General features: G+C 56.3%; 15 protein-coding genes and 1 pseudogene. 8 read left to right on the forward strand and 8 right to left on the reverse strand.

Features of this window, described 5'->3' with window-relative positions; genetic code table 11:
- Window positions 1-170 precede the first annotated feature (170 nt).
- Together SFX18_12120 and SFX18_12125 are read left to right on the forward strand one after the other, a co-directional pair.
- Window positions 171-1,679 (forward strand): hypothetical protein, encoded by a 1,509-nt coding sequence (locus tag SFX18_12120; protein ID MDX1963894.1) that lies wholly within the window; start codon window positions 171-173, stop codon window positions 1,677-1,679.
- 13 nt (window positions 1,680-1,692) lie between these two features.
- Window positions 1,693-2,430 (forward strand): hypothetical protein, encoded by a 738-nt coding sequence (locus tag SFX18_12125; GenBank protein MDX1963895.1) that lies wholly within the window; start codon window positions 1,693-1,695, stop codon window positions 2,428-2,430.
- Window positions 2,431-2,601: 171 nt separating this feature from the next.
- On the opposite strand, the gene SFX18_12130 is transcribed toward SFX18_12125, so the two are convergent.
- Window positions 2,602-3,309 (reverse strand): ABC transporter ATP-binding protein, encoded by a 708-nt coding sequence (locus tag SFX18_12130; protein MDX1963896.1) that lies wholly within the window; start codon window positions 3,307-3,309, stop codon window positions 2,602-2,604.
- A gap of 194 nt (window positions 3,310-3,503) precedes the next feature.
- Window positions 3,504-5,819: a thioredoxin-like domain-containing protein gene (locus tag SFX18_12135; protein ID MDX1963897.1), complete on the reverse strand. Its 2,316-nt coding sequence runs from the start codon at window positions 5,817-5,819 to the stop codon at window positions 3,504-3,506.
- Between the two features lie 646 nt (window positions 5,820-6,465).
- Between SFX18_12135 and SFX18_12140 the strand changes: the two genes are divergently transcribed.
- Window positions 6,466-7,794: a DUF1573 domain-containing protein gene (locus SFX18_12140; GenBank protein ID MDX1963898.1), complete on the forward strand. Its 1,329-nt coding sequence runs from the start codon at window positions 6,466-6,468 to the stop codon at window positions 7,792-7,794.
- Between the two features lie 92 nt (window positions 7,795-7,886).
- Here SFX18_12140 and SFX18_12145 read toward each other — a convergent pair whose 3' ends face one another.
- The 3 genes from SFX18_12145 to SFX18_12155 all read right to left on the reverse strand — a co-directional run bounded on the left by SFX18_12145 (window position 7,887) and on the right by SFX18_12155 (window position 11,170).
- Window positions 7,887-9,383 (reverse strand): PDZ domain-containing protein, encoded by a 1,497-nt coding sequence (locus SFX18_12145; GenBank protein ID MDX1963899.1) that lies wholly within the window; start codon window positions 9,381-9,383, stop codon window positions 7,887-7,889.
- A 55-nt stretch (window positions 9,384-9,438) separates the two neighbouring features.
- Window positions 9,439-10,509 carry a trypsin-like peptidase domain-containing protein gene (locus SFX18_12150; protein ID MDX1963900.1) on the reverse strand — a complete coding sequence of 357 codons (1,071 nt, stop codon included), beginning with the start codon at window positions 10,507-10,509 and terminating at the stop codon, window positions 9,439-9,441.
- A 343-nt stretch (window positions 10,510-10,852) separates the two neighbouring features.
- On the reverse strand, window positions 10,853-11,170 hold the full coding sequence (locus SFX18_12155) for a tetratricopeptide repeat protein (GenBank protein ID MDX1963901.1): 318 nt from the start codon (window positions 11,168-11,170) through the stop codon (window positions 10,853-10,855).
- A gap of 529 nt (window positions 11,171-11,699) precedes the next feature.
- Between SFX18_12155 and lpxA the strand changes: the two genes are divergently transcribed.
- A complete protein-coding gene (lpxA, locus tag SFX18_12160) occupies window positions 11,700-12,578 on the forward strand; it encodes an acyl-ACP--UDP-N-acetylglucosamine O-acyltransferase (GenBank protein ID MDX1963902.1) in 879 nt (292 codons plus the stop codon).
- A gap of 12 nt (window positions 12,579-12,590) precedes the next feature.
- Here lpxA and SFX18_12165 read toward each other — a convergent pair whose 3' ends face one another.
- From SFX18_12165 to metG, 3 genes and pseudogenes are all read right to left on the reverse strand, one after another.
- On the reverse strand, window positions 12,591-13,514 hold the full coding sequence (locus SFX18_12165) for a HAMP domain-containing sensor histidine kinase (protein ID MDX1963903.1): 924 nt from the start codon (window positions 13,512-13,514) through the stop codon (window positions 12,591-12,593).
- Between the two features lie 186 nt (window positions 13,515-13,700).
- A complete protein-coding gene (locus SFX18_12170) occupies window positions 13,701-14,540 on the reverse strand; it encodes a metal-dependent hydrolase (protein MDX1963904.1) in 840 nt (279 codons plus the stop codon).
- A 196-nt stretch (window positions 14,541-14,736) separates the two neighbouring features.
- Window positions 14,737-17,013: pseudogene (gene metG, locus SFX18_12175) on the reverse strand (methionine--tRNA ligase).
- A gap of 1,080 nt (window positions 17,014-18,093) precedes the next feature.
- Between metG and SFX18_12180 the strand changes: the two are divergent.
- The 4 genes from SFX18_12180 to SFX18_12195 all read left to right on the forward strand — a co-directional run bounded on the left by SFX18_12180 (window position 18,094) and on the right by SFX18_12195 (window position 22,106).
- Window positions 18,094-19,035 carry a nucleotidyltransferase gene (locus SFX18_12180; protein MDX1963905.1) on the forward strand — a complete coding sequence of 314 codons (942 nt, stop codon included), beginning with the start codon at window positions 18,094-18,096 and terminating at the stop codon, window positions 19,033-19,035.
- On the forward strand, window positions 19,032-20,018 hold the full coding sequence (locus tag SFX18_12185; GenBank protein ID MDX1963906.1) for a patatin-like phospholipase family protein: 987 nt from the start codon (window positions 19,032-19,034) through the stop codon (window positions 20,016-20,018). The genes SFX18_12180 and SFX18_12185 overlap by 4 nt, the downstream gene beginning before the upstream one ends.
- A gap of 328 nt (window positions 20,019-20,346) precedes the next feature.
- Entirely contained in the window at window positions 20,347-20,664 is a 318-nt protein-coding gene (locus SFX18_12190; protein ID MDX1963907.1) for a hypothetical protein, read from the forward strand.
- Window positions 20,665-21,248: 584 nt separating this feature from the next.
- Complete coding sequence (locus SFX18_12195) at window positions 21,249-22,106, forward strand: ArdC family protein (protein ID MDX1963908.1); 858 nt, start codon at window positions 21,249-21,251, stop codon at window positions 22,104-22,106.
- The last annotated feature ends 35 nt before the right edge of the window (window positions 22,107-22,141 follow it).

Raw genomic sequence — 22,141 nt, forward strand, 5'->3', positions numbered from 1 at the left:
CGGCAAAGTCCCCCCGGGCGCTTACTTTTTGCATCATGCGCGTCGTAAATTCTCCCCATGTTGCCAAAATTCATGCTACGTTTCGATAGCGTTGGAAATACTGCGCGCCGCGCGCTCCTTGCGCGTGGGCTGGACCGTAAACTTTGGGAGTTGGCCGGAAGCCGGCTCGCATGTCCCCTCTTGCCTCTTTTTATCGCTGGTGGATCGGCACGGCCTGCCTGCTATGGTTGGCGGGGTGCGCTATGCCTTCCCGCGCGCCTGTCGCGACGGGAACGCCGGCGGTAACCGGGGCTCCCACGGCCAACCTCCCCGCCCCCACGCTGGTAACCGCCGTGGCCCAACCGGGCGTCACCCTCGTCCCGGGAAGGCTTGTGGCTCCGGTGGGCAACGAAGTTCTCTTGGTCAGCGCAGTGCATCAAACAGGCCGTCCCCAGGCCCCCTACCAGCGGGTGGAGTGGCTGCTCAGTCCCAATAGCGTCGGGACGTTCTTATCTGTGGCTAGTAGCGATAAACCGTATGTGGTGCAACTGTTTGGCGGGGCAAATCCCCGTAAACTGGATAACAACTACGCGGTAAGCGAAACAGCCGCCGTGGCCCGTGTGCTTAATCGGGGGACCGCTATCACGACCGATGACGTGTCAATTCTGCCCGGACAAGCCTGGCTTACGTTGACTTCTCCCGTGGAAGGGGTCAGCTTTGTCACCGCGTATGCCCCAGAAATCACCGGCACCCTGACCAATCGCCAAACCGCCGCCATCTATTGGGTGGATGCCCGCTGGGTGTTATCGCCCACGCAGACCGCCGCTGTCGGCGGGCCGGCGGTGGTGACCGCGACGGTTTTTCGCCAATCGACCGGCCAACCGGTGCCCAACTGGCGGGTGCGGTTTACGGTAGGGGGTGGTCCGCCGGTCAATCTATCCGCCGCGGGCGCCCAATCCGCCGAGGTTACGACGAACGCGCAAGGCCAAGCGAGTGTTGAACTGACGCAGGTCACTCCCGCCGCCGCCACAAACGTCTTGACCGTGGAACTCATTCGTCCCGCCGAGGCGACCCCCGGCGCGGTGGAGCCACTGACCGTGGGGACCGCGCAAACGCAGGTTGTATGGACCGAGGGGGCAATTTCCCCGCCTGCGCAAACCCCGGCGGTGCCGGTGCCCCCCACCACCCCCCCGGTTACAACGCCCACCGTTCCCCCCGCCGTCAGCCCGATTCGTTTGACGCTGGTTGGGCCTCGTTCGGGGCCTGTTAATACGCCCGTGCGGTTTCAATTGGATATTACAAATGTGGGATCGACGGCATTAGAGAATGTGGCATTAACAAATCGCTTGGATCCCGGTTGGCGGCATAGCACGGGGTTAAGTACGATCAAACGAACGCTTCCCGCGATCCAGGCGGGACAAACCGTGACGGTGCCGATCGAGATCTTGCCCACGCAGGCGGGGCGTTTGTGCCAGTCCATCACCGCCGAAACCGCCAGCGGTCAACCGGCGACGGTCCGCGAGTGTTTTGACGCGTTGCCCGCGGCGGGCACGGGAACGGTCACCCCCGCGCCAGTAAATCCCGGCGCGCCGACCAATCCCAACGTCAATCCGGCCAATCCCAATCCTCAATCTGGCCAATCCCAATCCTCAATCTGGCCAGACGCCCGAAAATACCGGATTACGGATCGCGCTCAATAGTCCCGTCCGCGAAATGGCGGTCGGCGAAGAACAGACATTCAGCGTGGAAATCGCCAATACCGGCGATGTGGCCATCCCGGAACTTCGCGTGGTTTTGCGCATTGATGAACAGTTCCAGCTCACTCAGACACGTTACCAGGAAGAGCGATATGGTTTTCAGCGCGATCCGGTCAATCGCACCTTTAATTATGTCTTTAAAAACCTACAGCCCAAGGAATCCCTGAATAAGCCACTGGATTTTGTCTTGCGGGCGGTGCGACAAACAGCCCCCAATCAACAGGCCCGGATCGATGTGACGGTTACCGCGGGGGGTGTGCCGCTGGCGGACCAAAAATTACTGGCGATCACGCCCCCGCGGGCGGCGTCAGCTACGGCGGGGAGCCGGACGGACTTGGCCCTCACGCGGGATAATCCGCCGCAAATCCAATTGGGCACCCGGCAAAAAATCTCCATTGTTCTAAGCAACAGCGGCAGCGTCGCCGACAAAAATGTGCAACTGCTGGTCTCCCTACCCGATTTGGTAACGTTTCAAGAAACCGACATCACGTCCAAGGTGCGGATGAGCATTGAGGGGAATGTGGTACGGTTCGATCCGTTGCCGGAATTGCCCGCGGGGCAGAGCGTGCTGGTCACGATCGGCTATCAAGCGGCCAAGGTGGGAACCGGCCAATTTACGGCCAGATTTGTCAGCCAGGAACAACCCCAGGGCCAAACCCGCACGGAAAATCTACAGGTGTTTGATAATCCGTAGGGTAGTGGATAGTGGATAGTGGATAGTGGAGAACGCCACCCCGTCTCTCGTCTCCCGTCTCCCGTCTCTCGTCTCCCGTCTCTCGTCTCCCGTCTCTCGTCTCCCGTCCCTCGTCTCCCGTTCCGCCGATATCATCGGCGGCTTTGTAAAGTCCCGGCCGGTGGACGGAACCTACACCTCCACCTTTTGCACGGTGACCGAATCGACCCGCCCATCTTCCATATGGGCGATGCGGTCCCCAAATTCAAAGATGCGATTATCGTGGGTGACCACCACGACCGCGCGGTTGGGTTGGACGGCGACTTGTCTGAGTAATTGAATGACCAGGCGGCCATTTTCGGCATCGAGGGCGGCGGTCGGTTCGTCGCAAATGATGATCGCCGGATCATGCACCAAGGCCCGCGAGATCGCCACGCGTTGTTGCTGTCCACCGGACAGTTCATTTGGCAAGGCATGCTGGCGATTTTCCAGGCCGACCATCGCCAGAATTTCCCGCGCGCGGCGCAGGGCCACGCCGCGGCGATAGCCCAAAATGATCAGCGGTATGGCCACATTCTCGCACGCGGTCAGCGAGGGGAGCAGATTGTACTGCTGAAAGACAAAGCCGATATTCTTGCCGCGAAACCGGACTTTTCGCCCCCCCCACAGCCGCGTGATATCGGTCCCCAGGACTTGCACCTCACCCGACGTGGGATCCAGAATGCTGGCGATAATGGATAACAGCGTGGTCTTGCCGCAACCGCTTTCTCCGACCAGCAGCACCAATTCGCCAAAAGGAACATCCAAGTCCACTCCGCGCAAAGCCCGCACTTTAGCGCCGCCGGAGCCAAATTCCTTAACCACATTGCGGCAGACGATGGCATTAGTCGGTTGAGTCACCACCGAAATCCCCGAATTGAATCGTGTTTTGTGATACGTCCGTGAGTGGTAGGCAAACCGAAATCATCTGAGTGCTGCTCTGTGACTTCTACACGAATCCATGAATAAAATATTTCTGTCCCTTGCTAACGCGGCGGGCTAGGTTGTTCCCTGGCTGACGCGGCGGGCTGAATAATGACGCGGCTGGGTAAAAATTACTTTGGCTCTTCCACGGTGGCGGGTAATGGCACGATCGCGTCTTTGCCATCGGGGGTAACTTTGATCGACGCGGTCCATTCGACGCTACCCGTTGTGCAGATCCCCTCGGGGCCTCCTTTGCAGATGTAATAATTCAGCGACACCTTCACGGTATCCTGGCCCATATCCGCCGCCAGTTTTAAGGGAATAACAAAGGTTTCCATTCCCTCGGTGTTTTTCCCCGCTTCGCCCAGGACCGTGCGATCAACGGGGCCGGTCTCTCCCTCTACTTCGACATAGTATATCGCCGGAGCCAGATTATTGATTTTCCAATCCGTTGGCAGGGTAAGTTGAACTTTCAACTCTAATTGACCCTCCACGGGTTTAACCGTAACCGCTTCCAGCTTGATTTGTTGGGGATTGCGAAATTTGGGCTTCTTGGGCGGGTTGGCGGCCTCCATCACGGGAGCGGGAGGTTGCAGCCCCGCTATCGCCAGGGTTCCAGTGGTGCCGTCGGCCAGGTCAATCACGCGGATCAGGTGATTATTTGTATCGGCCACGTAGACTTTTCCAGCGGCCACGGCCAAGCCCGCCGGTTCGTCAAATTCGGCCAATTTGCCGTCAGTTTTCCCCGGTTTGCCGGTCCCCGCCAACGTGGTAATCGATTTGGCGGTCAGATCGATTTGCTTAATTTTGTTGTTGTACGTATCGGCCACAAAGAGTTGATTTTGATCCGCCGCCACGCCCAGGCAATGCTGCAGGCGGGCTTTTTCCACGGGACCATCGACATCTCCAAAGACAAACAAGGCGTCTGGCTGGTTGGCGGCCCCGACAATGGTGCGGACCTTCCCCTGCGGATTATCAGGAAGGGGAACACCGCGAATGGCGCTCCCCTCGGAATCGGCCACAAAGAGTTCTTGCCCCAGGATCGCCAAGCCACTGGGTTGGGCAAAGGCGGAGCTGCCGCGTTGAAAGGGGCGTTCAGGCAACAGCGCGCCATCGCTAAGGTGTTCGCGTCCGCTGCCGGCGTAGGGGCCGATTTCGGACTGGTCCAGGGGCATGCGCCAAATTTGGTGTGGTCCGGCCATGGCAATCAGCAAATCCGTCCCCACCAGTTTAACGTCCCAGGGACTATTCAGGCTGGTTTTTAACGGCGGCCCGACAAACCGCTCAGGGAGTTTGGCAAACGGGCTAAGGAGCATTTCCTCCGTCAAGCCCGGCCAGGGAAGGTGGCTCTGGCGCCCATCTCCGGCGATGGTCGTAACCGTTTGCTGGGCAAGGTCGATTTTGCGCAGCAGATGGTTGTCGGTATCGGCCACATAGAGGGTGTTATCCCGCAGATCCAACCCCTGCGGATTTTGAAACGTCGCCAGCGAAAAATTTCCATCATCCCGCCCGGCAACTCCCTTGCCAATGATTTGGAGCAGTTTGCCCGTCAAGTCGGTCACGATAATGCGGTGGTGGTTGCTATCGGCGATAAACAACCGGCCCCCGGGGGCGTCGGCCAGGATTTTGCCGGGAAAACGCAGCGGGGTTTTGGCCGCTTTGCTCGCTTCCAGGGCAAAGTTTAACGGCTTTTTGTCAAGAAGTTTGTTTTGCTCATAATAAGGAAGGGCCGTTTTGAGAAATTGATCCAATGATTCAAAATCAACTTCGCCGCTGTGCACTCCCACCAAGTTTCCCTCTGGGTCGATAATTCGCAGACTGGGCCAGCTATTAACAAAATACGTGTCCCATATCTTATGCTCGGCGTCGTTCACCACGGGGTGTTCAATGTTGTACCGCAGGATCGCCTCGCGGATGTTGGCCGTGTCTTGCTCGGTGTCAAATTTGGCCGAATGAACGCCGATCACCACCAATTCACCAGGATAAGCCTGCTCCAGCTTCTTTAGCTCCGGTAAAATATGCAGGCAATTAATGCAGCAGTAGGTCCAAAAGTCCAGCAATACAAACTTACCCCGTAAATCGCGAATATCCAGCGGCTCGGCCGTGTTCAGCCACTGAGCACCTATATTTAGCGATGGAGCCTTGATCCGCCGGGGAAAGGGATGCGGCAACGGCCCTGCCGCAACACCAGCCGGGGCGGGATTAGCCTGGGGCGCGGCGGGCTCCGCGGCGGGAGTGTTGCTGGCGGCGGGAGGCGTGTCCGCTGCCGCCGGAGTTTCGCTTTGTGCTGCGGCGGGCAATGCAGGCTCGGCGGCCCAGATAAGGCTACAAAGCAAGCAGGCCAGAGCCAGTCCCCAGCCCCCTGGAATGACGGTTTTTACCGAAATGGCGAAGGATGGATTAATCCCCACCCCCTGTTTTCCCCTCATCGATGTAAAATTCCACATGCGGCTAATTCCTTGCATGTTGAGAGCTAAATGGCGGTAAAAATGACGTCTGTCCAGAGAAGGTCAAAATTTGGGTTCGAGGCTGTGGCTGCCAGGGGGCCTGAACACCCCCTTAATTTACTGGTTGGAATGGGACTTTCGCAAATCATTCCCGTCAAAAGAGAGCGAAAAACTCTCATTCTTCCCGGCGCGTCCGAAATAACGGACGGGAGAGTCCAGATCCGCTATTTTGCGCATATCCCCTAGGGTCCGATTTATACTTGTGATAGGCATGCCTGGCATGAATGTTACAAACGCTGTGCTAGCGAAGAATTCGTAGAACTTATCTAAGGAATAGGTAAAATTTTCCGGTTTCGGGAAGTTTTATTCCGAAATGGTAAGGGTAATTGTGAGAATGTGGCTATCGACGTTGACACCCGCCCCGAATCGCCCTAGATTGCGCTATAGAGGCAAATTGCAAAGTTATATCTTAAATCTTACTTCCTAACACAATTTTTTGTTCATCCCATTGCGACGCATCGAGGGATGGAATTCGTCGCTGGCAGGAGATGTTTTTGTGCGTTTCTTCGCTTTGACTATCTTGGTGGTGTGCGGAATCTGCTCGGTTGGGACCGTTGAGTGCCAAGCCGAAGATTGGGCACGTAAAATGTTCTCCCAAACCAGCCACGAATTTGGCACGGTGGCGTTTGGCGCAAAGACCGAGTTTCGCTTTAAACTAAAAAATCTGTATGTCGAAGACCTGCACATCACCGGCGTGCGCAGCAGTTGCGGTTGCACCACCCCCGCGATTGTCCTTCCCGGTGAAAGCAAGCCGCTCAACGAACTTACCTTAAAGACCTACGAATCCGGCGAAATCCTCGCGACATTTAACACGCACAAAATGACGGGTTATAAATCCGCGACCTTGACGGTGACGATTGACCGCCCGTTTCCCGCGGAAGTGCAATTGCAGGTAAAGGGTCAAATCTTGACCGAGATCGCGGTAAATCCGAATTTTGTCGATCTTTCCACCGTCAACCAAGGGAGCGCCGCCGAAAAGGTGGTCACTGTCACCCGGACCGGCCGCCGCGACTGGAAGATTAACGATGTGCGCTGCGTTAACACGAACTTTGAAGTGGAAGTCGTGGAAAAAGCCCGTACGCTATCATCGGTAAATTACGACCTGAAAGTGCGTCTGAAAGAAAATGCGCCCGCCGGCGTCATTAATGATCAGTTGGTCCTGGTTACTAATGACGACCGCATGCCGCAATTTCCCATTCAGGTTCAAGGAGAGGTAAAACCCGAAATCAGCCTAACCCCCAATTTATGGATGGCTGGCTCGCTTAACCCCGGTGACGAAGTAAAACGGGTGTTGGTGGTCCGCAATAATCGCCAGCAACCCTTCAAGATTGTCAATTTGTCCTGTGAAGACACGGGCGTTCAATTTAAACCCTTAAACGTCGATTCTCCGGCAAAACCGACCCACATTATTCCCATCACGTTGGTGGCCCAAGCCACCCCTGGCAAACAGTCGGCCAAATTGCGGATTGAAACCGATTTGGGCGCTCTACCGCAAGAAATGACGATCACCTATTTGGTGCGCGGCACGCCGACAACGAATCCCCCGCCAGCAGAGGGGGGAACCAATAACCAAGTAGGAAACCAAAATCAGAACAAACCCGCGGTCAAATCCGAGGCGACCACGGCCAAGCCGAACACGGGTGCGGCGGTCAGTGTTATGAAACAAATCACCCCCGCCGCCTCGGGCGCCGTGGCGACAGACACACAAGTGGCCGTAGTGGGTAATTTGGTCGCGGAAACGGCAAATTTGCTTCCTGACGCAACTGCCCCGATTACCGTGCAAAAACCGATCACCGACGCCGCGGTTCAACCCGCCACCCAACCCACCGCGGTTCAAGGCAGTTCCGCGGCAAATCGCAATCCTTCCCCCCCCCGCACTCCCACTCCCCCGAGGCGTCTCTTTCGCAATCGATAATGCGGACCAGGAGACTGCGTTGGCTGTTTATTATGGTTGGCTGTTCATTATGTGGTTGGCAGTAGCATAAGAATAAAGCCAAATTCAACGCGTTAATCCAATTGCCGCAATTGCTTTTGGGCGTTTGCCAACTCTTGGCGGGCTTTTTGTTCGGCGGCTACCGCGGACTCGTGTGATTTTTCAGCTTTGTCCAGGGAATCCCGCAGTTTCTCGCTAGGTTCGTCGGTTTTTTCCAATTCCGCGCGCAGCTTTTCGACTTCTTCGTTGGTGGCCGCCTGGGATTTTTCCGCGCTAGCCAGAGCTTCTTGTAGTTGTTGAATTTTTTCGCGCAGACGGTCGGCGTTTGTCCCTTGCAACTCGGGCCCGGCGGGATGTTTACCCGTTTGCAATTCGCGCAAAGCCTCTTGGACCACGTTGGCGGGGAGGGCATAACTGGCCACGCGATCCGCCCGTGCAATATTGATTCCCGCCACTTTGCCATCCAAATCCACCACCGGTCCCCCGCACTGATAAGGCCGTAGCACCGTGTCATGTTGCAAGGCCTGGGCAAAGCCGCCGCGCCGCTCGCTCAGGTCGCCCGCCAGGCGTTCATCTTCTGTCCTGCGAAATCCGCGGGCTGTTACCGGGCGGCCGGTTTCGGGTCGGCCTAGCGTCGCGCCAATCTCCAGCTTCGTCCCATTTCGTAGGATTTTTAGGCTTAGTTTTTCACCAGGACGAAAATTGCCAATCAACTCAATCATCGACTCGCGGGATTTTACCTCCCACTCGTTGACCTGCAAAATCACGTCATTCACCAGTAGTCCCGCCTGCTCCGCGGCGCTCCCTTCCAGGACTCGTTCGATTTTTGGACCGCGATCGGTCTGCCCCAGCAAAATACCCAAAATGCCGCTAGGGGCGGAAATTTTTCGCGGAGCGACACTGACCACGCCCAGGGCCACGACATCGCCGTTACCATCGGGCGTAATCAGGAAATTTCCCAAGGGGGGTGTTTCAGCCTTGCGCCAGTCCGCGGGAGCAAGGTTGGGGGCGTCGATTTTTCCCAGGGCCAGGTCATGTTCCCGCAGGACGCCTAGAACGGTGAGGGGGTATTTTTTGCCACCCGCCACCTGGCAAGTAATGTGCCCCTTTAATTGGCTGGCTTTGGTCAAAATTTGCCCGTCGGCGTTGACGATCAGCCCCAGCGTCGCGGGCTCGTTATCACAATAAATCCGCACCACGCTCTTAGAGGTTTGGGCCACGATGGGGCGAAAGGTGTCCTTGATGCGGGTATGGTTTTTACCCTCGTCGCCAGGATAGCGCACGGCATCTCGGCGGGTCAATTGATCCCAAAAACCGGGTCCCCAAGACCGTTCTGGCCCGTCGCGCCCCGGCGCGGGGCGTTCCGCGGGAGGAGCGGCCTCGTCCACAAAGTACCAATCATCGGCAAAGCGGCTAGAAACCACACGGTCCACCGACCATAGATCCGGCCAATTTGTCGTCCCGACGGTCAAGCCTGTCAGTTCTCCGCCGGATTGCCACAGCCAACCCAGGCCGCCAGCCAGGCCACAAACAATCATCCCCGTTTTTAACCAACCCGCGCAACATTTCATGGAGATAAATCCGCTATTTATGAAAAAAATTTGCTGGAAAAGAGGGGCCAAGGGATCAATTGGCGGGACGTGTCCCAATTTTCACTTTGAGGTCCAAGGTTTCGGTCCCGCGCAGCACGCTTAACTTTGCCGTTTGCCCCGGCTTGAGCTGGCGGACGGCCGCCGCCAATTCGTCAAATGATTTGAGTTCCTGGTCGTTAATTTTGGTAATCACGTCCCCTCCCTTTAGCCCCGCCCGTTCCGCGGGAGAACCAGGATTAACCGCGGCCAGTTGGGCCTTGTCCGTCACTTCGGTATCGCCTATCACCCCTAAATACGGTCCCGTGGGGGTAATATCCCGTCCCCAGACTTCGCCTTTGACCAGACGGTCCCAATCATCTTGAAACAGGGAAATCGGCACATGCAAATTGGAGGTCAACGCTCCGGAAATTCGACTATGAATTCCCACAACTTCGCCGTTCAGGTTAAATAATGGACCGCCGGAATCCCCGGGCATGATCGTGCAATCGGAGACCACGACCGAACGCCGCGCGGACAAGACCCGTCCAAAGCGAACGACCGGGGTGCGGTCTTTTTGAAAGCCGCCGGGATGTCCCGTGCTGATGACCCAGGTCCCCGTGCGCACTTGATTATAGTCACCTAAGGGAATAAAGGGTAAATCGCGGGGGTTGTCAATTTTCATCAGGCCAGCGTCGGTATCATGGTTGGCCCCCAGCGTCTTCCCCGACAGAACTTTGCCATCGGGCAAAATAAACGTCGCTTCCTGGCCGGCTGTTCCGGCCACATGCGCGGCGGTCAGCACATGCCCCTCTTTGTCGATAATGACACCACTGCCGGCGGAATTGCCAATTTGCACCCCGACAGTGGCCGCATTAAGTTTTGGCAATAAGGTAGTGATCGCCTTTTCCAGGGTTTTTAAGTCTTCCACCGACTTAGGGGCGCCCGCGCGCAAAAAATCGGGCTGCTGCTCGCGGCTTTCCGCCACGGGAGCTTCTTTAGAAACAGACGCAATTTTGTTCCCTGCGGGGGCGGCGGCGGGGGTAGCGGGCTTGTTCGCCGTCGCGGGCTGGGCTGTCAAATGGCTAGGCCCGCTGCCACACACAACGAGCAGCAAAACAGCCGTCATTATCCGCCAACATTGCGGAGTGAACATAAGAGGCCTTCAACAAAAAGCGGAAATTACCGGTAAATCAACAGTCCGCTGGCGGGAGATCTGCAAGTCGTCGCCTTCCCTACAAAGGGCCAAGTGCAAAATATGCACCTGGCGGCTGGTTGATGCGCGCTGGAACCAACACTGTATTTAACCCAAGGGATCGGGGTTTCGCCAGAAATTTTTTACCAGTCGGGTAAAAATTTCTACGCACGGCGCGGAACTTTTGCTCGCCAAGGCAAAAAACGGGAATAAGATAATTTACCTAAAACAGATTTCAGTACTTTACAAATGCCCGCGGCTGGCGGCACCACTAGCTTTATCGTGTCTGCTGTAACATACGCGAGCGGGCCATGGCTTCCTCGGCCTCGGGTATTTTGCCAGCCCGCATAAACGTCACACTCATGGAGGTAAAGCTAAACGGGTCATTGGGTTCCAGCTCGCAAACGCGCAGGCCATGCTGGACCGCCTCGGCATGCTTCCCTTGGCGGGTGTACAGCACTGAAAGCGCCGTGTGGGTCAAGGCGTGGTTGGGGTCAACGCCCAGTGCTTCGTGCAGTTTATTGATCGCGGCATCAATTTGGCCGGCTTCCTTTAATTCGTCGGCGGCGTTATACAGTTCGTCGGCGGTGGACATGGATGGCACGTGCTTGGCAAAAGGCAAAAAATTTGTTTGGAATATAAGCTCCCCAGTCGGTATTTTACGCGGGATGATGCTAGCTGGGTAGCGGTCAGGGGGGAGAAGCGAACCACCCACCAGCGGTTTTGCTAGCGGAACAGAAGACCGCACCAAAAAGCGACAAACTCAACTCCCGAGCAAGTGATGGGACAGGCTCCACCCAGCATTTCCCGCTGGACCGGGCTATTTTGCCCGGTCTACCCACGATTGGCTATAGCGGGGTTGGCACAGATTGCCTGACCGTCAGTTCCTGACAATTGGCATAGGGAAATTTGGGGACGCTCGATATAGTCGTCACTTCCGCGTGAATTGTTGCGGTCGTTGCGGTCGATACAGTCCAAACAGCCCGCGGATGATAGCAGATTTATCAAGCGGAATGGCCGGTGCGGCGGAAGGATTTGCCCCCTGGCCAGAGATTCGCTTGATTCGCCAGCCCGGTTCCCGCGGACTTTTCATTGTCATGCATTAAAGTTGAAGGAACACCACGGTGAGCATCCACCCGTTGGCCGCAGTTAGCCCCGCAGCCCGTTTGGCCGCAGATGTGACAATCGGCCCGTTTGCCGTCGTCGAGGACGATGTCGAAATCGGTCCCGGTTGCAAAATCGCCGCCCACGCCGTCATCAAAACCGGGACCAGGATGGGGGCCAATAACGAAGTTTGCGAGCAATCGGTGATCGGCGGACACCCCCAGCACCTGAAAAAAACCGACTCGCTGGGTCTGCTGCGGATCGGCGAAAATAACGTGTTTCGCGAATTCTGCACGGTGCATCGCGCGCTCAAGCCCGAAAATGCCACGCAAATCGGCGACAACAATCTCTTTATGGCCTGTGCCCATATCGCACATGATTGCCGGATTGGCAATCAGATTGTCGTGGCCAACAATGTTTTGTTTGCCGGGCATGTCACGGTCGAAGACCGGGCGTTTATCTCCGGTGCGGTTGGCGTGCATCAATTTTGCCGGATCGGCACGCTGGCCATGGTGGGGGGTCACGCCCGCGTGATCCAGGACATCCCCCCCTATACTCTGGTCGATGGTCAAACCGGTGACGTTTGCGGGTTGAATCTGGTCGGATTGCGGAGAGGCGGCTACACCACCGACCAAATCGCCCAATTAAAGGCCGCTTATCGGGTGATTTACCGTCGTGGGCACAAGTGGACCGATATGTTAGAGACCTTGCGTCGGGATTTTGCCACGGGTCCCGCCGCAATTTACCACGTCTTTTTAAGCCAGGGGACCCGCGGCATCGCGCAAGAACGCCGCATGCCGCCCAATGCCACACTCAAACTGCGGGCGGACGGCGAAGGCCCCGCCATCGCGGCGGAAGCCACCGTCCCGGCGGCGGAACCCCGCAGCAAAGTTGGGTAAAGGGTCGGTGCGTTAGGGATTAGTCGCCATTTGCGGAAAATGTCCCGCGAATTCTACCTCAAACGCGGTGCCGGGCTGATTTCCCCGGCCCAGCACCTGCACCCGCCCCCCCAATCGCTGGACCAATTCGCGCACGATGTAGAGGCCCAGGCCGGTCCCCGCCTGCTGCCGCTCTAGCTCGTTTCCCAGCCGGACAAAACGGCCAAAGATTTTGCGGCGCAAATGGCTGGGAATACCGGGGCCGTTATCACTAATGCGAATTCCCACGCGCTGCGCGCGGGGAGCGTAGGTTTCAATTTCGACGGCGGGTTCCTTGCCGCCATATTTGAGCGCGTTGTCGATTAGATTGCGAAAGATAATTTCAAATTCCTTAGCCCGGCCGCGGGCTTCCACGGGGCGCAGACGCAGGCGGACGGTCTCGGGGGGCAGGCGGTAATCGCGGCAGGCGGACGCGGCGCAGCGTTCCAAAATCGCCGCCAGATCAACATCCTCGAGCGGCATCTCGATTTCTTTCTTTTCCAGCCGCGCGGCGTCCAGCAGATGATCGATCAAATGATCCAGACCCCGCAGCACCTCCATCATTGATTGATGAATCTCCGTCACTTGAGCCTCGGGCAATTTGCGCTTTTCCAGCGTCTGCAAATACAACTTGAGCGAGGCGATCGGGCTTTTCAGCTCGTGGGTGACGCTATCAATAAAATTTGATTGCCGCTGCGTCAGGCGCACGGCCTTGATCGATAGCCAGAGATACATGCTGACCCCGACCAGCACCACCACAAAAAGCGTCGTTCCGACCGCCAACAACGTGTAAAAAAGACCCGCGGATTCCCCTTGCGCGGCCAGGGAGTTGACGACAATCCACCCCACGGTAAGCGTGACCAATAGCACGATCAACGTGACGCCCAGCGCAATCGGCCAAGAAATCGAGCGGCGCATGGGAAATTAATTACGAATTACGAATTACGAATTGATACCCCTGCTAGGGCAAGGCGACCAGTCCGCAATCCTAGGCTACTGTAGGAAAATGGCAGGGGATCGCAGTGGAGGAGGTACAAATTTTTCTAACCATATTCCAAACACCAAACACCACTCCTCCATTACTCCACTCCTCCAACCTCCAGCTCAAATCCACAATCGCAAGCGCCCGTCCAGCATATCCGGCAGGCGGCGCTTGACGATCCGGCGGATGCGTTCCGGCTCGTACCGCGTGCTAAAGTGCCCCGCGATGATTACCTCGTTCTCAAATCGCCCCCGCCGCTCGATAATGTCATCCAAGTGGATATGGCCGTATTTGTGGATTTTTTCCCGTCGATGGGCGGGATGGACAAAGGAAATCTCGGTAATGAGAATCTTTGCCCGGTACATGTCGGGGCAGTTGTCCAACCCCCGGGGCGCGCTATCCCCCAGGTACGCCACCAGGGGAAAGCGTTGTTCATAGGTGACTTCGGCGCCCCCTAAGCGCAGATCACGAATTTGGTCATTGGCCAGCCCCTGCAATTCGGGCTTGAGCTTGCGGCGGCGGTCCCACACCACAAAGCCCAGGGAAGGCACGGTATGCACGGTTTCGCTGACGGTCACGACATGTTCGCGCGACAGTTCGATCTCGTCCCCGGGCTTGACGCCGATCAATTGGCAGGGCATCCGCCCGCGATCCAACCGCGTGAACAATTTGAGGATTTTATCGACGGTCTCGACGCATTCTTCGGGCATGTAAATGACCGGTGGTTCCATTTTCATCATCCGCCGCCGCGCCACATAGACCGGCAGCGCAGCCACATGGTCCAAATGCCCATGCGATAAAAACCAGGTTGCGGTCCCCATAAAGAGCCAGGGCTGCGCGCCAAAGTCGAATCCCAGCTTGAGTTCCGGCACGCGGTAATAGGTCTGGACCGCCGCGCGCGAGTACCCCTCGACGGTCAAACCCTGGTGAGTCAGCGTGTGCAGGGGGGCGTTTTCTGGGATGGAACAATTCAGCTCGGTCGACACGCGGATTGGTTTTTGGTTTATGGAGCTTGGTTTTCAGTTTTTATCTGCATTCTGTATTCGTACTTGTAACTTTCCCTGCTGGGGGCTGTTGCAAATTCAGAAGTATGATTGAGGAATGCAGAATGAAATTTGCAGTCATTCTGAATTCATCATTCGGATTTCTAAATTTGACTCAGTGCACCCGGTGCCCCGGTAGTGCGCCGCTGTCGGGGGACAACAGATAGACTTCCGTCCCACCCGCTCCCGCCGCGGTTACCATCCCTTCGCTCAGACCAAACGACATTTGCCTTGGCTGCAAGTTTGCCACGATCACCACCAACCGCCCCACCAGTGATTCCGGCTTGTATGCCGCCTTGATCCCCGCGAACACCGTGCGGCGTTCCTCTCCCCCCAGCGAGACCGTCAGTTTTAACAGCTTCTTGGCCGCGGGGACTTCCTCTGCCGTGATGATCCGGGCCACCCGTAAATCGATTTTTTGAAAATCCTCGATCGTACAGGTCGCCGCCAATGGTTCCGCCGCTAGCGGCTCCGCACTGTCGCTGGGCGTGCCAGGGTGCGGGGCGGTCGCTTGCGCGTACTGTGTTTTGACGTGCTGGACCGCTTTTTCCACCGCCTGGCTCATTGCCCCCAACGCGTTTCCTAGCGATGGTCCCAGTTTTTCTTGGGCTGTCTTGGCCAGGTCCTCGGTCGTGCGCAAGATCGCCTGCCCCGCTTCTTCCAGGACCTTGACCACGCTTTCAAACGCGGCACCCGCCGGCTTTTCGCCCGTGGTATTGGCATTGCTAGTCGGTTGATCGGAGGGGGTTTTTGCTCCACCCAGCGTTTCAGCAGATTCATCGAGCATGAGTTGCACCTGCGCGGGATCGACCCGCGTGAGTAGGGGTTGAAAAGGAGCGACCGGCGTCCCCACCAGGGGAGTTTGGCTGTCATTCCAATGGGAAATCGGGGAGTTTAATAAGGTGCCCGTCTGCGCTGCCAGACGCGGTAGGACCGGAGCCAGGTACACGACGATTTGCCGAAACAAATTTAGCGTGACCGTGCAGACCGGCTGGACCTGCGCGGCGGTGGCGGGATTTTTACGGAGGGACCAGGGCTTTTGCGTGTCCACATACAAATTGGCCGCGTCCGCTAGTTGCATGATGATCCGCGTCGCGCGGGCGTAGTCCCCCGCTTCATAGGCGGCGGCGATCTCGTTTCCCGCGGCGGCTCCAGCGGCAAAAAGACCCCCATCGTCCGGGTACGCGGGACTTAGTCCGGTTTCCGCCACAAAGCGCGCGGTTCGGCTGGCCAAGTTGACCACCTTACCCACCAAATCGGAGTTGACTTTGTCCTGAAATTCCTCCAGGTTAAGGTCCAGGTCCTCCACCCGGTGCGACAGCTTGGAAGCGTAGTAATAGCGTAAATACGCGGGATCTAAATGCCGCGCGTAGGTCGCCGCCTGTATAAATGTGCCGCGGGACTTGCTCATTTTCTCGCCATTCACGGTTAAAAATCCGTGGATGCGAATCTTGGTCGGCAGGTTGTATCCCGCCGCGTGTAACATGCCCGGCCAGAACAGCGTGTGAAAATACGTGATGTCCTTGCCAATAAAGTGATGGATCTCGGTCGCGGGATTTTGCCACCAGTCGGCCAACACCTCGTTTTCCCGCTGACACCATTCCCAGGTCGAGGCAATGTACCCGATCGGCGCGTCAAACCAGACATACCAGTAGTTCCCCGGCATATCGGGAATTTCAAAGCCAAAGTAACTGGCCGGACGCGACACATCCCAGTCCCGCAACGGTTCTTTTAAAAAGAAATTTTTTAGGTAATTGGCAATCTCTGGTTGCAACGCTTGGCTGCTGTCAATCCATTGTTCCAGCCAGCCATGCAGTTGCTCCAGTTCGACAAAGGCGTGCTCCGCCGTGCGCAGCTCGGGCACCGACCCGCTCAGCGTGCTGCGCGGATGCAAAAGTTCCGTAGGCTGGTAAGTCGCCAGGCATTTTTCACAGCTATCGCCGTACTGGTCCGGCGCGCCGCATTTGGGGCAGGTCCCTTTGACAAATCGATCCGCCAAAAATGCCCGCGCCACGGGATCGTACAACTGCAATATCCCCCGCTGGGCAATTAACCCCCGCCCGCGCAACGCCCGCCAAAACTCCCCGCAAAGTTGCTCATTGAGCGGACTATGGGTGCTGCCATAATTGTCAAATTCCACATCAAACGCGGCAAAATCCCGTACATGATCCGCTCGCATGGCCGTGATCAGGTCGACTTCGGACCGGTTTTCGCCGCGGGCGCGGTTCATGATGGCCGTGCCGTGGGTGTCATCGGCGCAGATATAAATGCAGCGGTGGCCGCGCAATTTTTGAAAGCGGACCCAAATATCGGTCTGCAGGTATTCGACCAGATGCCCCAAATGGATCTGCCCATTGGCATACGGCAGGGCCGAAGTAACCAGGATGCGGCGTGCGGGCATAGCTGGGCTAACCGGGGAAAAAACAGGCGAGTGGGGATCGGCAAAGTGAATTGGTTGGCATTTTAGCGGAAAATGCCGTACGGCGCAAAGCAGGGTAAAGGATCGCCGAAGAATGCCCAACTACACCCGGAGGGGCTCGAACCCCCAACCCTCGGTTCCGAAGACCGTCGGATGATTCTTGTAACTCGTTACCTAGTAATGACTTACAAGACGAAAAAAAGGCATTTGCAGCAACTGGGGAGTGCGCAGAATGCCGTTTATGTCATTGTCAGAACTCAGTTGACTCACCGAAACGCAAATTGATATCGGAAAATGCCTTAAGCATTGCGCTGAAATGGGATGCGCTTAGCTCACACATTCGTGACGCAATTTTGACCCTGATTACGGTAGATGAAAAGTTCAATAGAAGAAACAGTAATTATGAAAAATAGGTTCAGAACGGTTCTGTAAAAAACGCATCCTCGCGAAAGTGTCATGGTGTTATTGGTGAGGACGAGAAAATGCAACTCGCGTCGTCGGCTGGCTTCGGGTTTCCCTCGTCCGTGATTACCGTCACATTTCCGTGAAACTATCATCACGTTGATTGACGCTGTCCGACCAACTGCACGCGATATTTGCGAGGAAATTGCGGACGAGTAGTTATGGCTTTTATGCCACAACGTCCCATAAAATTATTCCCTTAATGATTCAAAGTATTTGACTGCCGATACGGCAGGAATTTGTGAGATGTCAGATGGTCTAGAGACGACCTTTCCAACTATTATCTCCTTTGTGCGAAATTTCACGAACTTACTGAACTCTTGAGCACGCATGGAGTTGCGCCCTCAATCTCTAGCAAACTGTCGAATTCTATCCAAATGGCATAAATGTTGCGTATCTGTTGGACGACCGACAACGCCGCCGGTTCAAGGAGTCAGTTTGGCAGTCCACCCCAGAGGGATCTGGCTGGAGCCTTTTCAGGCCGCGAGCATCCGACTCTTCGGATCATCGACTCAACCCAATAACTTTCTGATCGTCATGCAAAACGCATGGCGTGATTCGCCACTATCAACAGCATGCGGAGCTTGATTCATGGCCGTTAAAGCAAAGCGGGATTTTGTGACACTTTCGCTTGCCCCGAGCGAAACCGAAACACAAAAAGCCGTGCGGACGCACAACATGATTCGGGAACACCTCGAAGGCGACCCGGCGCTGGGTAAGTACAACATCCGAACCTACTTGCAGGGCTCCTACAAAAACTCGACCAATGTTCGCGGCGACAGCGACGTCGACATGGGATCTCAGTCTCAAGAGTCGTTCTTTTACGATCTCGACGACCTGCCTGACGACTCAATTCCGTCGTATTCAAACATGGCAAAGTCACTCCGTAAAAAAGTCCAAGAATCAATCGTGGATAGTCGGTTTACCTACTGGGACTACCGCCGTGACGTTTATGCATCGCTGAAGCTGGAATACGGAGTTGTCGAAGATGGCAATAAGGCGATTCGAATTGACGGCAATACTTACCGTCTCGATGCCGATGTGCTGCCGTGCCTTGGCTTCCGCATGTATTTTAAGGACTTGACCGGCAATGCGGACTATCACCAAGGAATTGGTTTTCTCACCTCTCAAAGTAAGCGGATCGTGAATTTCCCCGACCAACATTTTGATAACCTCGGTGCCAAGGATCGGCGAAATAACAACAAAGTCAAGGGCTGCGTCCGCATCATGAAGCGGCTCCGCAACGAGTTAGAAGATGCCGGACGCTGGGATCGTAAACGTTCACCATCGTTCTATCTCGAAAGCCTCGTGTGGAACGTCCCAGACCATGTTTTCTCCGGGGGCTATTCCTCGGTTTTGCAGAATGTGCTTGCGCATCTCTGGAACGATCTGCGCGAGAAAAAACAGCAAAATGACCTGCGAGCCTATACGCAAGCCAACAATATTTTCTATTTGTTTCACCCCGAGTTTTGGAATGTCGATGATGCGCTCGCCTTCATCGATGAAATCTGGAAGGCGGCATTCGACGAATGAGCACCGAATCGACAATGCCCACCAAGCTCTCGAAACTGACTACCGAACACCCGAGAGACGGAAAGTACCGGATTCTCAGCCTCGATGGCGGCGGGGCCAAAGGTTTTTATACGCTCGGCGTGCTACGCGAGATCGAGGCGCTGTTGAACTGCCCGCTCTACAAACACTTCGACCTGGTGTTCGGCACCAGCACCGGGGCCATTATCGCGGCCTTGATCGCCTTGGGTTACGAGATTGAGGAAATCCACCAACTCTACAAAGAGTACGTTCCGGCGATCATGAAGCGGTGGTTTCCCACCACCAGGACCTGGGCCCTCGAAAAGCTGGCAAAGGAGGTTTTCGGAGATCAGCAGTTCACCGACGTGAAAACGGGCATCGGTATTGTCACGACCAAATGGATGATCGAGACGCCGATGATCTTTAAGGCCAATGTGGAGCAAGCTTACGGAAGAAAGAGCTCGTTCATTCCGGGCTTCGGTGTTTCCATCGCGGATGCGGTGCAAGGCTCTTGTTCGGCGTATCCATTCTTCAAACGCAAGACAATTACAACTGCCACCAGCGATATTGTGGAAATCGGTGACGGCGGATTCTGTGCAAACAATCCGACGTTGTATGCGATCGCCGATGCGGTGAAAGCCTTGAAGATTGCTCATTCCGAGGTGCGAGTCATCAGCATCGGATGCGGCGTCTATCCGACCCCGAAGATTAGCCCACGACGGTTCATTGGCTGGTGCTTGGGATGTTTGCCAAGCGTGAAGTTGCTGCAAAAGGTCCTGGAGATCAATACCCAGTCGATGGATCAATTGCGAGCGGTCCTCTATAGCGACATTCAAACTGTTCGCGTTAATGAGAAGTTTCAACAGCCGGAACTCGCGGCCGACCTCATGGAGCACAATTTAGTCAAACTCAATAAGCTCCGGCAACGTGGTGTGCAGTCGTTCGCCGACCTTGAAGCTGAAATCAAAACGGCTCTCTTCAGTTAAATTCCTGCCTGTTGTATATGCGGTACTTATTCTTTGAGATTCGCTGATTTGTACGATTGCACAGTCACAGCGTTGTTTTACTGAGGCATGGCACTGAACGATTCGCTGGCGTGTGACCCCCGATCGATTCCATCGGCTGGCATCGCTTCCCCAGCGTCCCTAGTTGCTTGCTTAGCATCCCGATTCGCGCTACTCTGGGCTATTGGCTTCTACGAGATTCCGCCGGGAGGTGGCGAACGCTGTTGAGCGTTGGCCAAACCCCAGCGGTGCATCCACGCAGGGTTTTCTCAACTTTTTGGATGTGGTTTTTCACAAGGGAGTCAATCTCATGGCGACAGGGACGAAGAATGGGGCGAAGAAGAACGCGGCCAAGCCGCGGCCGATCTTTGCCAAGACGTATTTTCCTGTGCAGGTGGCCGTGTTCGAGCACAGCGGCGACGATCGAACGAACTACAGCGTCAAGCTGACTCGTTCTTTCCGCCGTGACGAAGAGAGCGAGTGGGAGTCAACCGAATATCTCGGCGCTCAAGACTTGCTTCCGGCGGCGCGACTCTTGGGCGAGGCTTTTGAAGCAATTCAAGCCCGCCAAGATAACGCCTATCGCGCGCGTCATCAGTCGGACGAGGGGAGGGGCGATCAAAGCTGATCTCCGCTCCGCGTTCATGTTTTCCTTGCCCCTGGTTGTCGGTTGCACCGCTCCCAGGGGTTTTTCTTTGGTGCGCATAATTCTCCACGTAGGATGCGCGACCTCCGCTCAGGCTCGACAAAGGGACGGCGCCCCATCCGCCTCTGCCTTCGCCTCGGCCCGCAGCGGCAAGTGACGGGCCGAGGCGAAGGCGACGGCGGAGGGACTTCGAAGCAGCACTTTGGGGGATTAGTGAAGTGAAGGCGGGAAAGAGAGACGGCAAAGTTCGTCCGCTTGAATTTGAGTAGCGCTTCGGTTCGCGCTATTCTGGGCTATTCGCCTGCGCGCTAAGCGCGGGTTTCATCCGGGTAGATGTTCGCGGTTCCTCCGGCGGCCTCGTCGGCAAGCACTCCGGCTTGCGGCCGAGACCGGCGGCGTGCAATCCACGGTTTTTCCTGGCGGTCGCTATTCGACCGCCATTTGTGTGCGACGGCAACGGTCCGTCGCCCTCTCGACGGTCGCCCTTCCTGGCACCGTGTTTCCAAACATCGGGAGCGGCATTTCGCTGCGCTCCCGTTGCATCCCTTCATGAAAGGAACTTTCCCATGAATCGCGAAGAAGCATTGGAGTTGGCCGAACGCGGCGTTGATGAATTGATCGTCGCCTTGGAGCAGGGGAGAAGCGAACGGCTGCTGGAATATCTCGCCTTCCAAGCGAAATTCCATCGCTACAGCTTCAACAACAGCTTGTTGATTGCCATTCAGAAGCCCGACGCCACGTTCGTGGCTGGGTTTCAGCGGTGGAAGGAGTTGGGCCGTTTTGTCCGCAAAGGGGAAATGGGGATCGTCATCCTCGCTCCCCTGGTCCGGCGGTCGAAGCCGGACGCAGAGTTATTTGAAAAGGAGGACGAAAGTGGCCGGGCGGTTGTTGGCTTTCGGGCAACTCACGTCTTCGACGTGGCTCAGACCGATGGCGACGAACTGCCACAGTTTAGTCTCATCTCCGGCGAGCCGGGAGAATTGATTCCCCAACTGCGACAAGTGATCGCTCGGCAGGGGATTGAGCTGCGGTACGAAGAAAACCTCGACGGCGCGAAAGGGGTCTCCGAAGGAGGGCGAATCGCCCTCGTCACGGACCTACCACCGGCGGAGGAGTTTGCAGTTCTCGCCCACGAGTTGGCGCACGAGTTACTGCACCGCACCGAGCGGCGTAAGGAAACGACGCGAGCGATTCGCGAGCTCGAAGCGGAAGCGGTGGCTTTCGTCGTCGCGAAAGCAGCAGGGCTTGATGGCTTGGCGCGCTCCAGCGACTACATCCAGCTTTATAGTGGTGACAAGGAAATGTTGCTCGCGTCGCTCGCTCATATTCAGCGAGTAGCCGCGAAGATTATTGACGAGCTCGTCGCAGTGAACGAGACGAATTCGGCAGTCACAGGATGTCAGACCGCTGAAGTGACGATCTGAGAGTAGAGGTTCTTGAAAGGTAGATGAGGTCGTTT

The organism is Pirellulales bacterium (genome assembly GCA_033762255.1).
In the GTDB taxonomy this organism is placed as follows: domain Bacteria; phylum Planctomycetota; class Planctomycetia; order Pirellulales; family JALHPA01; genus JANRLT01.